This window comes from uncultured Catenibacterium sp. (genome assembly GCF_900540665.1).
Taxonomy (GTDB): domain Bacteria; phylum Bacillota_I; class Bacilli_A; order Erysipelotrichales; family Coprobacillaceae; genus Catenibacterium.
Genome location: NZ_UQGV01000014.1, coordinates 20,591 through 32,002 on the forward strand (window position 1 = coordinate 20,591; position 11,412 = coordinate 32,002).

Annotated in this window: 17 protein-coding genes; all 17 read left to right on the plus strand. The window is 34.7% G+C overall.

The features are described 5' to 3' along the window. Position 1 precedes the first annotated feature (1 nt). The 17 genes from rpmJ (at position 2) to QZQ55_RS03375 (ending at position 10,924) form a co-directional block, all read left to right on the plus strand. Positions 2-115 carry a 50S ribosomal protein L36 gene (gene rpmJ, locus QZQ55_RS03295; protein ID WP_006505646.1) on the plus strand — a complete coding sequence of 38 codons (114 nt, stop codon included), beginning with the start codon at positions 2-4 and terminating at the stop codon, positions 113-115. 25 nt (positions 116-140) lie between these two features. Beyond that, positions 141-506, plus strand: coding sequence for a 30S ribosomal protein S13 (gene rpsM / locus QZQ55_RS03300; protein ID WP_006505647.1), 366 nt, complete (start codon positions 141-143; stop codon positions 504-506). Between the two features lie 15 nt (positions 507-521). Next, positions 522-911 (plus strand): 30S ribosomal protein S11, encoded by a 390-nt coding sequence (gene rpsK, locus QZQ55_RS03305; protein ID WP_006505648.1) that lies wholly within the window; start codon positions 522-524, stop codon positions 909-911. Between the two features lie 53 nt (positions 912-964). Further along, positions 965-1,909 (plus strand): DNA-directed RNA polymerase subunit alpha, encoded by a 945-nt coding sequence (locus QZQ55_RS03310; protein WP_295089826.1) that lies wholly within the window; start codon positions 965-967, stop codon positions 1,907-1,909. Positions 1,910-1,930: 21 nt separating this feature from the next. Next, complete coding sequence (gene rplQ, locus QZQ55_RS03315) at positions 1,931-2,293, plus strand: 50S ribosomal protein L17 (RefSeq protein ID WP_006505650.1); 363 nt, start codon at positions 1,931-1,933, stop codon at positions 2,291-2,293. A gap of 183 nt (positions 2,294-2,476) precedes the next feature. Then, the gene (locus QZQ55_RS03320) at positions 2,477-2,827 is read left to right on the plus strand and encodes a hypothetical protein (protein ID WP_295089829.1); all 351 of its coding nucleotides are present in this window, start codon (positions 2,477-2,479) and stop codon (positions 2,825-2,827) included. Between the two features lie 14 nt (positions 2,828-2,841). Further along, positions 2,842-2,973, plus strand: coding sequence for a hypothetical protein (locus QZQ55_RS03325; RefSeq protein WP_295089831.1), 132 nt, complete (start codon positions 2,842-2,844; stop codon positions 2,971-2,973). A 379-nt stretch (positions 2,974-3,352) separates the two neighbouring features. Next, on the plus strand, positions 3,353-3,877 hold the full coding sequence (locus QZQ55_RS03330) for a hypothetical protein (RefSeq protein ID WP_295089834.1): 525 nt from the start codon (positions 3,353-3,355) through the stop codon (positions 3,875-3,877). Between the two features lie 61 nt (positions 3,878-3,938). Then, a complete protein-coding gene (locus QZQ55_RS03335) occupies positions 3,939-4,817 on the plus strand; it encodes a MurR/RpiR family transcriptional regulator (RefSeq protein WP_295089837.1) in 879 nt (292 codons plus the stop codon). Positions 4,818-4,857: 40 nt separating this feature from the next. Then, positions 4,858-5,688 (plus strand): energy-coupling factor transporter ATPase, encoded by an 831-nt coding sequence (locus QZQ55_RS03340; protein ID WP_295089839.1) that lies wholly within the window; start codon positions 4,858-4,860, stop codon positions 5,686-5,688. Next, the gene (locus QZQ55_RS03345; protein WP_295089842.1) at positions 5,664-6,515 is read left to right on the plus strand and encodes an energy-coupling factor transporter ATPase; all 852 of its coding nucleotides are present in this window, start codon (positions 5,664-5,666) and stop codon (positions 6,513-6,515) included. Before QZQ55_RS03340 ends, QZQ55_RS03345 begins: the two co-directional genes overlap by 25 nt. Continuing rightward, positions 6,508-7,308, plus strand: coding sequence for an energy-coupling factor transporter transmembrane protein EcfT (locus QZQ55_RS03350; protein ID WP_295089845.1), 801 nt, complete (start codon positions 6,508-6,510; stop codon positions 7,306-7,308). Before QZQ55_RS03345 ends, QZQ55_RS03350 begins: the two co-directional genes overlap by 8 nt. After that, the gene (truA, locus tag QZQ55_RS03355; protein ID WP_295089848.1) at positions 7,305-8,042 is read left to right on the plus strand and encodes a tRNA pseudouridine(38-40) synthase TruA; all 738 of its coding nucleotides are present in this window, start codon (positions 7,305-7,307) and stop codon (positions 8,040-8,042) included. The genes QZQ55_RS03350 and truA overlap by 4 nt, the downstream gene beginning before the upstream one ends. After that, complete coding sequence (locus QZQ55_RS03360; protein ID WP_295089851.1) at positions 8,026-8,904, plus strand: PHP domain-containing protein; 879 nt, start codon at positions 8,026-8,028, stop codon at positions 8,902-8,904. The genes truA and QZQ55_RS03360 overlap by 17 nt, the downstream gene beginning before the upstream one ends. 217 nt (positions 8,905-9,121) lie before the next feature. Continuing rightward, entirely contained in the window at positions 9,122-9,556 is a 435-nt protein-coding gene (gene rplM, locus QZQ55_RS03365; protein WP_006505660.1) for a 50S ribosomal protein L13, read from the plus strand. A 12-nt stretch (positions 9,557-9,568) separates the two neighbouring features. Further along, entirely contained in the window at positions 9,569-9,961 is a 393-nt protein-coding gene (gene rpsI / locus QZQ55_RS03370; RefSeq protein ID WP_006505661.1) for a 30S ribosomal protein S9, read from the plus strand. Positions 9,962-10,177: 216 nt separating this feature from the next. Then, a complete protein-coding gene (locus tag QZQ55_RS03375; RefSeq protein WP_117458151.1) occupies positions 10,178-10,924 on the plus strand; it encodes a TSUP family transporter in 747 nt (248 codons plus the stop codon). The last annotated feature ends 488 nt before the right edge of the window (positions 10,925-11,412 follow it).

Genomic DNA, 11,412 nt, shown 5'->3' on the forward strand with positions numbered 1-11,412 from the left:
GATGAAAGTAAGACCATCTGTAAAACCAATCTGCGATAAGTGCAGAGTTATCAAGCGTAAGGGTAGAGTAATGGTAATCTGTGAAAACCCAAAGCATAAACAGAGACAAGGTTAATTATTTTTAGGAGGAACAATAGACAATGGCTCGTATAGCTGGTATTGATATCCCACGCGATAAGCGTGTGGTAGTTTCTTTAACTTATATCTATGGTATTGGTCCAACAACAGCTAAGAAAATCTTAGCAGCTGCTGGCGTTTCTGAAGATGTTAGAGTAAAGGATCTTACAGAAGAAGAAGAAACAAAAATTCGTAAAGAAGTAGAACATATTAAAACTGAAGGTGACCTTCGTAGAGAAACTCAGTTAAACATTAAGAGATTAATGGAAATTGGTTGCTACAGAGGGCTTCGCCATCGTAGAGGACTTCCAGTACGTGGACAGAGAACTAAGACTAACGCTAGAACGCGTAAAGGTAAAGCTACTCCAATTGCTGGAAAGAAGAAGTAGTAGGAGGCAGAACAAATGGCAAAACAAGTTGTACGTGGTAAAAAACGTGTAAAGAAGAATATAGCAAAAGGTATTGCTCATGTTCATTCAACATTCAACAATACAATCGTAACAGTTGCTGATGAACACGGTAACGTTATTAGCTGGTCAAGCGCTGGTGCTCTTGGATTCAAGGGTTCAAGAAAATCTACTCCATATGCTGCTCAGATGGCTGCTGAAGCTGCTGCAAAGGCATCTATGGATCATGGTATGAAATCTGTTGAAGTATGTGTAAAAGGTCCTGGTCCAGGACGTGAAGCTGCTGTTAGAGCTCTTTCAGCTGCTGGTTTAGAAGTAACTGCAATCACTGACGTTACTCCAATCCCACATAACGGATGTCGTCCACCAAAACGTCCTCGTGGATAATTTGATTTATATTACTTTTATATAAAATAAATATCTCAAAGAGGAGGGAAACAATGCAAAAGTTTGAAAAAGCAAATTTCAATGTTGAGACATACAATGAAGATGAAAATTATGGTAAGTTTGTCATCGAACCTTTAGAAAGAGGGTTTGGTACTACTTTAGGTAACTCTTTAAGAAGAGTATTACTATCATCAATGCCAGGTGCTGCAGTATTTGCAGTAAAAATTAATGGTGCTATTCATGAATTCTCAGCAGTTGATGGTGTCTTAGAAGATGTTACAGCTATTATCTTAAATATTAAGAAATTAGTATTTGAATTAGATTCAGATGAAGATGTAACAATGGTTATTGATGTAACTGGTCCAGCTACAGTAACTGGTGCAGACATTCAATGTCCTTCTGAAGTTAAGATGATTTCTAATGATTTAGTAATTGCTCATGTTGCTGAAGGTCAGCATTTCTATATGGAAATGTATGCTCATAAAGATAGAGGTTACATGAGTGCAGATCAGAACAAGAAATACGTTAATACTATTGGCGTAATTCCAACTGATTCTATCTTCTCTCCTGTTGTTAATGTAGCATATTTAGTTGAACCAACTCGTGTTGGTCAGTCAGCAAAATATGATCAGTTAACTATGGAGATTACAACTGATGGTTCAATTAAACCTCATGAAGTTCTTGCAATTGCTGCAAAAGTATTAGTTGAACATTTAAATATGTTCGTCGAATTAACTGATCAGGCAATGAATATGGACGTTATGAGTGAAGTACAGCAAGACACAGGTAACAAGGTTCTTGATATGACTATTGAAGAACTTGACCTTTCTGTACGTTCATACAACTGCTTAAAGAGAGCAGGAATTCAGACTGTTCAAGAATTAGCTTCAAAGACTGAAGACGATATGATTAAGGTTCGTAACCTTGGTAAGAAGTCTTTAAAAGAAGTTAAAGAAAAATTAAATGAATTAGGTCTTGGTTTTAAACCAATGGACTAAGTTTGTGGAAGGAGTACACTAATGGCAAACAATAGAAAATTAGGCCGTGTATCTAGTCATAGAAAAGCTATGTTACGTAACTTAGCTACTGATGTAATCATGCATGGTAAGATTGAAACAACTGCTACTCGTGCTAAAGAAGTTCGTAAAGTAGTTGATAAATTAATCACTCTTGGTATTAGAGGAGATCTTCATGCAAGAAGACAGGCTGCTGCTATTCTTCAGAATGTAGTAGATCCAGCAACTGGAAAGACTGCTGTACAGGTTCTATTTGATGATGTTGCACCTAAGTTCAAAGGTAAGAACGGTGGTTATACTAGAGTTATCAAAACTTATAACCGTAAAGGTGACAATGCCCCAATGGCAATCATCGGATTATTCTAATCACAAAGCCCCTATGATTTCATAGGGGTTTTTATTATCCTCTATTTTGTAAATGATATTCACAAATTCCTAAAATGTAAGTGCTTTTCTTTGTTAACTGAGTTTAAAGTACTCTTAAAATCATTGTTTATAATTGGTCATAAGACTATGATGAACTCGTAAAGAAAAGAGGAGGAAGCAATTATGAATATAGATGTTAAAAAGATTTTAGATCAGGCAAAGGAATCATATGATCGTTATTTCAAGGATGCACCAGTATTACCTGAAAACCATGGACAGGATGTAGTGTTTGATAAAGATAAGATGAAAGAAATCATCGCTAAAAAAGTAAATCAGCTTGAAGGTCATGTTAATAACTTAAATACACTTAAGAAAGAACTTGAAAGTGAATCTGCAATGGTTCTTAATAACACATTCCCTAAAGATAAGGAAGAATATACTAAGACAGCTGTTAACCAGATGTTGGCTGATTATGAAGAAGAAAGAAAAAGAATTAATGATCTAGAAAAGAAAATCAATGAAATCAAGAAATAATGGAGGATATAACTATGAATACTAATAAAATTATTGAAAAAGCAAAAGAATCTTATGATCGTTACTTTAAAGATGCACCTGTCATTCCAGAAAATCACGAACAAGATGTAGTATGTAATGCAGAAGAAATCGAGAAGATTATTTAAAAAAAGAAAGCTCAGTTAGATGGTCATGTAGATAACCTTAATGCATTAAAGAAAGAAATCGAAGATACAGCAACTGATAAATTAAATAAGACATTTAGTGAAGATGCTGCTGAATATGCAAAGAATGCTGTTAATCAGATGTTAGCTGATTATGAAGAAGAAAATGTAAGAATTGCGGATTTAAAGAAAAAATTAGCTTCACTTAAGAAATAATGCCAGATTCATTCTGGTATTTTTTTTGTTCAAATCACATTCACACAATTTCACATTGTAAGGGAATTCATTTGTGTATGTTGTTCACAAATGAAGAAATAGAGTTGTATTCATCTTAATTCTTGATTATTATACAACTGTAATCGGAAAGGAGGGAGTCAATAGTATGAAATCAAACATAAAAAGCCTTCAGCAAGCTTCTTATACAAATTCCACTGACCCTCGACAAGTCAGCAAAAAGCGTCCTAAACCTTCAGTAAATCTTACTCCCGCCTCCGATCACTATAATATATCTCTGCATATATTATCCACTCAGTTGAAGTGTGATGATAAAGATGAGCTATATAAGAAGGCTATTTGCAGAGCAAAAGATTCATTCAATCGTTATTTTAAAGATCAGGAACATATAAAAGATCTTGATAAAAATAACGATGTTATGATAAATGTAGAAGAATTAGAAGAAACATATGCATCAAAAAGAAATCAATTAATAGCTCATATGGAAAATCTAGAAGCAATAAAAAAAGAACTCACAGAACGTGCTAAAAACAGCATGGGACATTATTTCTCAAAAGAGAAAAATCAATATTATATAGATGAAGTTGATGATCTTTATTCTAATTATCAAGAAGAACAGAGACGATTGAAAGAATTCAAACAAAAGATAGAAACCTTAAAGAAAACAGCCTAATAGCTGTTTTCTTTGCGTTTTAGCCCTCTTTTCTCTATAATGAGCGATAGAGGTGAGAACTATGATCATTCATCAAATTGAACAAACACACTTCAGTGATTCTGAAGCACTTATTATCCAGTTTATTTTAAATAGGGGTATGGATATAAAAAACATGACCACTAAAGAAATTGCGGAAGCTACTTTCACTAGTCCTTCACTATTAATACGTATTGCCAAGAAAATGGGTTATGCAGGCTGGAATCAATTTAAGAAAGCATTCTTAGAAGAATTAGAATATATGTATGCTTCTCAGGATATTGATGCATCTATTCCATTTCTTATAAGTGATGATATTTCTGTTATATCTAATAATATTTTTAAATTACACGAAGAAACAATAGAAGATACAAAACATTTAATGAAGCACGATGATTTGATGAACGCTTTAAAACTTTTAAGAGACGCTCAATATATAGATATTTATACACGCCCTAATAAACAGCATCTTGCCCAATCATTTGCTCAAAAGATGTATTCTATCCAGAAAAGAGTGGACACTGTTATGATTTCAGGAAATGACCTGATGCAGGCGTCTATGAGCGGTTCTGACCATTGTGCTATTATTATCTCTTATTCTGGTGAAACAACTCATATATTACATCTTGCAAAAAAATTAAAGAGTAAACACACACCAATCATTGCGATTACAAGTATCTCTAAAAGTACACTTGTTAATTTATCTGATGTCAGCTTAAGAATCTCTTCAAGAGAAATGCTGAATACTAAGATTGGAGATTTTGCATCCACTGAATCTATTACCTGTATTTTAGATATTCTTTATAGCTGCTATTTCTCACTTAACTATAAAGAGAATCTTAACCATAAATTAAGTATTGCCGGGGAAATAGATGATCAGTATTCAGAATATGAATATATTGATGAAACAAAAATAAAATGATACACTTAGAACACGTGTTTTAATAATTAGGAGGCTAAATATGGCTAATGCTGTAGACATAAATAATTTAAGTTTTGAGTACGAAGAAGGTGCCAAAACAATTGATCATATTTCTTTTTCAGTACCTAAGGGTAGCTATACAGTTGTATTAGGTCATAATGGTTCTGGTAAAAGTACGATTGCGAAATTAATCATTGGCTTACTAGAACCAAAAACGGGAGATATCACAGTAGATGGAATTCATTTAGATGAAGAACATCTTTATGATGTCAGAGAAAAGGTAGGTATAGTATTCCAAAATCCTGATAACCAGTTTATTGGTTCAACAGTCAGAGATGATATCGCTTTTGGATTAGAGAACCTATGTGTTCCTACAGAAGATATGGAAAATATCATCCAGACTTATGCAAAAAAAGTCAACATGACTGAATTTCTTGATCATGAACCTACTAAACTTTCAGGAGGACAGAAGCAGCGTGTTGCCATTGCAGGAATACTTGCAATGCATCCATCTATTATTATATTAGATGAAGCGACAAGTATGCTTGATCCTCGTGGTAAGATTGAAATCAATAACCTTGTACATGAACTCAACAAAACTCAGAATATGACAATTCTCTCTATCACGCATGATATTGAAGAAGCAGCTCTCTCTGATCATGTAATTCTATTAGACAATGGTCGTATCATTGATGAAGGAACACCTGAAAAAGTATTAACTCAAAAAGAAGAGTTAGAACGTATTGGGCTTGATGTGCCATTTGCCTATAAGATTTCTAAAAAACTTCATGATTCAGGCTGTCCAATCAAACCTATCATAAACAAAGAAAAGCTGGTGAAAGAATTATGTCAATTAAATTTAAAAAAGTAAATTATATATATGGAGAGAATACTCCATTTTCATATATCGCATTAAAAGATGTTTCTCTAAAAATCCCTCAGGGTTCTTTTACAGCGCTGATTGGTCATACAGGAAGTGGTAAATCAACATTGATCCAGCATATCAATGCCTTACTTCTTCCATCAAATGGGGAAGTAGATATTGATGAATTTGTGATTCGTGCTGGAGAAAAACCAGAAGTTCTAAAACCACTTAGAAAAAAAGCAGGATTAGTCTTCCAGTTTCCAGAATATCAGTTATTTGAAGAAACAATCGAAAAAGATATCATCTTCGGGCCAATGAACTTCGGTATGTCTGAAGAAGACGCTAAAGAACGTGCCCATAAGGTATTGAAACTTGTTGGTCTAGATGAAAGCTATCTTGAAAGATCACCATTTGAATTATCAGGTGGACAAAAAAGAAGAGTGGCTATTGCAGGAATACTTGCAATGGAGCCAGATATTCTTGTATTAGATGAACCAACAGCGGGCTTAGATCCACAAGGTGCAAAAGAAATGCTGGAACTATTCAAGAAGTTCCAGAAAAGTGGTAAGACAGTTATCATGGTCTCTCATGATATGAACCATGTCTTAAAATATTGTGATCATGTTGTTGTCATGAATCATGGCGAAGTAGAACGTTATTGTGGGGTTGATGAACTCTTTAGTGAAAGAGACTATCTTGAATCAATGAGCATCGATTTACCTGTTATTACTGATTTCATTCAGGAACTCAATATGGGAGGGTTCCACATTAACCCATCTATCAAAGATATAGATGAGTTAGTTAACGCAATAGGAGGAGAATACAATGGATAGTATGATTATTGGACGTTATCTTCCTCTTAACTCTTTTATACATAAAAGAGATCCACGTTTAAAAATAGGTCTTCTTTTATTATTCTTAATTGCTGTATTTTTTGATGCAGGCTTTATTGGTTATGGTATTTTATCTGCCTATGTCATTTTATGTCTTCTTTTATCTAAGATTTCATTCAAGGATGTTATGAAGGCTATGAAGCCAATGATCTTCATGATGGCTTTTCTTGCCTTATTCAATCTCTTATTCTTACAGACTGGTTCTGTCGTATGTACTCTAGGACCTGTTAAAATCTATTCTGGAGCCTTAAAACAGACAGCCTATATTCTAATTCGTCTTGTCTTGATTATCTCTATGACAACCCTTCTAACAGCCTGTACAAAGCCATTAGATTTAACACTTGGTCTAGAAAAACTCTTTGGCCCACTCAAGAAGGTTGGTTTTCCCACTCATGAAATCGCAATGATGATTTCTATCGCTTTACGTTTCATTCCTACACTATTAGAAGAAACACAAAGAATCATGAAAGCACAGGCCTCTAGAGGTGTTGATTTCCAGGAAGGTACATTTAAAGAAAAGGTATCAGCCATTGTCTCTTTAATTATTCCATTATTCATCTCTGCCTTTATGCGTGCAGATGATCTCGCAAACGCTATGGAAAGTAGAAACTATAACCCAGAAGCAACAAGAACACGTTACCATCAGGTAAAGTGGAATATAGGTGATACCCTTTCTCTTGTTTTCTCACTTGTTGTTATTTCAAGTGTTGTAGCTTTGAGCTTTATACTATGAGAATAAAATGTATTGTGACTTATGATGGCACGCATTTCTATGGCTGGCAGATTCAGCCAGATAAACGTACAGTACAGGAAGAAATACAAAAAGCCATTTATAAGATCACTCATGAAGAAGTCACAATTCATTCATCAGGAAGAACAGATGCAGGTGTCCATGCTGTAGGACAGGTATTCCATTTTGATATCAATAAAGAAATACCAGAAAAACAATGGATCCGTGCTTTAAACAATTTCCTCCCTGATGACATCTATATCAAGGATTCATTCATAGTTGATGAATCTTTTCATGCACGCTATAGTGCCAAAAAGAAAGAATATCGTTATCTTGTTTCTACAAAAACTTATAACCCAATAGAGAGACTCTATGTCTATCAGCACAATCGCCCATTAGATATAGAGGCTATGAGGGAGTGTGCAAAGATTTTTCTAGGAGAACATGACTTTGCCTCATTTTGTGTCTTTAATGGTTTAGGAGATACAATCCGTGTTATAGAAACAATTGATATACAAGAAGAAGATGGTATTGTTACAATGAGATTTGTAGGCAATGGATTCCGTCGCTATATGGTCCGTTTAATCTCTGGGGCACTTATTCAAGTAGGATCCCATTGGCGTACAAAAGAATTTGTAGAAGACTTGCTTAACTCTAAAGGAAAGAAAAAATGTTTATTCAAGGCAAAGCCAGAAGGCCTTTATTTACAGGAAGTTTATTATGAAGAAAATGATTAACTATCATACTCATACATATCGCTGTGGACATGCATTCGGTAATGAATATGAAATGGTAGAAGCAGCATTGCATGAAGGCTATCAGGAATTAGGTATGAGCTGTCATATCGCTTTACCTCATTACCGTTCTCATCTTCTTCATTCACTGACTTCTATTCGTTCTATTCAAGGTCTTAAATCATGTATAGGCGCTTTTTTAAGAAATGGTCCTAAGATGCGTATGCCTTATGATGAAAAAGAAGATTATCTATATGCGCTTAACAACTGTCAGAAGCATTTCCACTATATCAAGATATATAAGGGATTTGAGGCAGAATTCTTTGAAGACTACCTAGATTACTATCAGAACTTATTAAGCTCTGGAGAAGTCGATTATTTGATTCTAGGACATCATTTCCATAAACATAGCATCCATGACTGTTACTATGGTAGAAAGAATCTTACAAAAAAAGATTTACTTAATTATGTAGAAGAATTAGAAAAAGCCATGGATACAGGACTATTCACTTACATAGCCCATCCTGATCTCTTTTTAATGGGATATGGAAAAATAGACGATGTCAGCAAAGAAGTCATCTTACGTATATGTAAGAAGGCAAAAGCCACAAACACCCCTCTAGAACTTAATGCAGGAGGCGTACGTAAGGGTAAAGTGAAGATGAATGGGAAGGATGTTTATCCTTATGCTAATGCCTATTTCTTTCAGATTGCCTCTATGATAGGCAATGATATTATTCTCGGATTAGATGCTCATTCACCAGATCAGCTCAGTCATGAGATGTATCATTATCTAGAAAAATTAGCCGAAGAATATCATCTTCACGTTCTTGATCACATTGAATTCAAGAAAGGAAAACAATAGAAAAATTCAAGAGAATTTTTCTTTTAATCATTGACAAAAGTGCGTGTGTTGCTATAATAAGATTGTTCTGTTCAAGGGGTATTGCACCTTGATACAAGAATGCATGAGTTTGTTTGTTCAGGAAACAGTCTGACCCTTATCAACGGACATTACGTTTCCCTGGATAAAATCATTTTAAAAAGACCCCGGTAAGGTTATTTTAAAAGGAGAAAAAAGAATGAGACAAACAACAATGGCTAAAGAAGCCACAATTGAAAGAAAATGGTATGTTGTAGATGCAACTGGTCTTACATTAGGTCGTTTAGCATCTCAGGTTGCTACAGTATTAAGAGGTAAAAACAAGCCTACTTATACTCCACATGTAGATACTGGTGACTATGTAGTTATCATTAATGCAGAAAAAGTAGTAATGACAGGTAAGAAGTTAGACAAGGTGAAGTACTATCACCATTCTGGATTCTTAGGTGGTTTAAAAGTTAAAACTGCTAGACAGTTCCAGGAACAGAATCCAACTGGATTCGTAGAAACTGCCATCAAAGGTATGCTTCCACACAACACTCTTGGCAGACAGCAGGCTAAGAAATTATTTGTTTATGCTGGTAGTGAACATCCACATGCTGCTCAGAAACCAGTAGAATTAAAGTTAAAGTAGGAGGAAGAATAAATGGCAAACGTACAGTACAGAGGAACAGGTCGTAGAAAATCTTCAGTAGCTCGTGTTATCTTAACACCAGGTACTGGTAAATGCGAAATCAACGGTAAGGCTGCTAAGGAATACCTTCCTTCAGACGTATTATTAATGATCGTTGACCAGCCATTAGAATTAACTGGTACAAAGGATAAGTTCGATGTAAAAGTTAACGTTAATGGTGGAGGTATCTCAGGTCAGGCTGGTGCTATCCGTCATGGTATCGCAAGAGCTTTACTTGAAGCTGGTTCTGATTACAGACCAACATTAAAGGCAGCTGGCTTATTAACTCGTGATTCAAGAGTTAAAGAACGTAAGAAATACGGTCTTAAAAAAGCAAGACGTGCTCCACAGTTCTCTAAACGATAATATTATTTATCACTTATTACAAGAGACATTCAAGAACTCCCTTTTGGGAGTTTTTGTTTTACCTTAAAATAGAGTTTTGAACTTTGCTAGACACTGTCTAACAAAACATATTAAATGTTTCTCAGATAAAAAGGTAGTTTACATCTCTTTCCTAAATCGCTACAATAGAGAATCGAGGTATTCACCTCTTATATCTTATGTAAAGGAAAAGGGAAAATGGGGATTTATTTCATTGTATGTCCGTTAGTATTTCTAGCGGGCTTTGTAGATTCAATTGCAGGTGGGGGAGGTCTGATTTCACTTCCAGCCTATATGTTTGCAGGAATACCAGTACACGCTGCAATTGCGACAAATAAGCTATCATCTTCAACAGGCACTGTTGTATCGACTGCAAGACTTATTAAGAATAAGAAAGTAGATTGGGGATTTGTACCAGGAACAGTCATTGGCGCACTCATTGGTTCTGTCGCAGGCGCAAATCTTACACTCATTATGAGTGATTATATTCTAAAGATGGTATTAGTTGTTCTTTTACCAGTTGTCGCAATCTGTGTATTAAAAGATAAGAATATGGATGTAGAAGTTCCAGTGGGAATGACAAAGACTAAACAATATTTGATTGCGATTGTATGCTCATTTGTGATTGGCTGCTATGATGGATTCTATGGTCCAGGAACAGGTACATTCTTATTACTTGTATTTACTAAGTTTGCGAAGATGCCAATAGACAAGGCGACAGGAAATGTAAAGGTAGTAAATCTATCTTCAAACATTTCAGCATTAGTTACATTTATCTTAGCAGGTAAGATTCTATGGGGATTAGGACTTGCTGCTTCATGCTTTAGTATTGCAGGACATTATGTAGGTGCTGGAATGGTTGTGAATAACGGTTCTAAAATTATTAAACCATTAATTCCAATTGTATTAGTATTATTAATGATTAAAGTTGTATCAGGAATATAGTATTAAAAGGACTGAACCCAATAATGGATTCAGTCCTTAATATATGTTTTCTTATTGAGCATTCTTTACTTTAAAAGAAAAACACTTAAATGCAAGATTACAGTTCATCAAGGATAGGCAGCACTTTGGTAGGAAGCCAACCAACAGACAGAAGGCAAAAACAATTATGACAAACGTCATTCCTTAAAAGAGAAACAGACCAAACGTGACATTGCACGTTCTATGAAACAATATTAATCTATCTTATAACACGCATCTTCTATTCTGAAGATATGTGTTGTATAATTAAATTATCAGAAAATAATTACACTCAGAAAGGAGCATTATTATGATACTTGATAACATGAAATTTACAGACAAAGAGTCTCTGACTTTTGTGCCCATCAAATTGATTAACACATTCTGTCATTTTTTAGATGTGGAACATCCAGATGTTGACTTTAAATGCATCAAAGCTAAAGACATCCAGCGTAACCCTGAACTTCGTA

Excerpts from the sequence above, each read along its gene's own strand:
- rpmJ (WP_006505646.1), top strand. The coding sequence starts at position 2 with ATGAAAGTAAGACCATCTGTAAAACCAATCTGCGATAAGTGCAGAGTT.
- rpsM (WP_006505647.1), top strand. The coding sequence starts at position 141 with ATGGCTCGTATAGCTGGTATTGATATCCCACGCGATAAGCGTGTGGTA.
- rpsK (WP_006505648.1), top strand. The coding sequence starts at position 522 with ATGGCAAAACAAGTTGTACGTGGTAAAAAACGTGTAAAGAAGAATATA.
- QZQ55_RS03310 (WP_295089826.1), top strand. The coding sequence starts at position 965 with ATGCAAAAGTTTGAAAAAGCAAATTTCAATGTTGAGACATACAATGAA.
- rplQ (WP_006505650.1), top strand. The coding sequence starts at position 1,931 with ATGGCAAACAATAGAAAATTAGGCCGTGTATCTAGTCATAGAAAAGCT.
- QZQ55_RS03320 (WP_295089829.1), top strand. The coding sequence starts at position 2,477 with ATGAATATAGATGTTAAAAAGATTTTAGATCAGGCAAAGGAATCATAT.
- QZQ55_RS03325 (WP_295089831.1), top strand. The coding sequence starts at position 2,842 with ATGAATACTAATAAAATTATTGAAAAAGCAAAAGAATCTTATGATCGT.
- QZQ55_RS03330 (WP_295089834.1), top strand. The coding sequence starts at position 3,353 with ATGAAATCAAACATAAAAAGCCTTCAGCAAGCTTCTTATACAAATTCC.
- QZQ55_RS03335 (WP_295089837.1), top strand. The coding sequence starts at position 3,939 with ATGATCATTCATCAAATTGAACAAACACACTTCAGTGATTCTGAAGCA.
- QZQ55_RS03340 (WP_295089839.1), top strand. The coding sequence starts at position 4,858 with ATGGCTAATGCTGTAGACATAAATAATTTAAGTTTTGAGTACGAAGAA.
- QZQ55_RS03345 (WP_295089842.1), top strand. The coding sequence starts at position 5,664 with ATGTCAATTAAATTTAAAAAAGTAAATTATATATATGGAGAGAATACT.
- QZQ55_RS03350 (WP_295089845.1), top strand. The coding sequence starts at position 6,508 with ATGGATAGTATGATTATTGGACGTTATCTTCCTCTTAACTCTTTTATA.
- truA (WP_295089848.1), top strand. The coding sequence starts at position 7,305 with ATGAGAATAAAATGTATTGTGACTTATGATGGCACGCATTTCTATGGC.
- QZQ55_RS03360 (WP_295089851.1), top strand. The coding sequence starts at position 8,026 with ATGAAGAAAATGATTAACTATCATACTCATACATATCGCTGTGGACAT.
- rplM (WP_006505660.1), top strand. The coding sequence starts at position 9,122 with ATGAGACAAACAACAATGGCTAAAGAAGCCACAATTGAAAGAAAATGG.
- rpsI (WP_006505661.1), top strand. The coding sequence starts at position 9,569 with ATGGCAAACGTACAGTACAGAGGAACAGGTCGTAGAAAATCTTCAGTA.
- QZQ55_RS03375 (WP_117458151.1), top strand. The coding sequence starts at position 10,178 with ATGGGGATTTATTTCATTGTATGTCCGTTAGTATTTCTAGCGGGCTTT.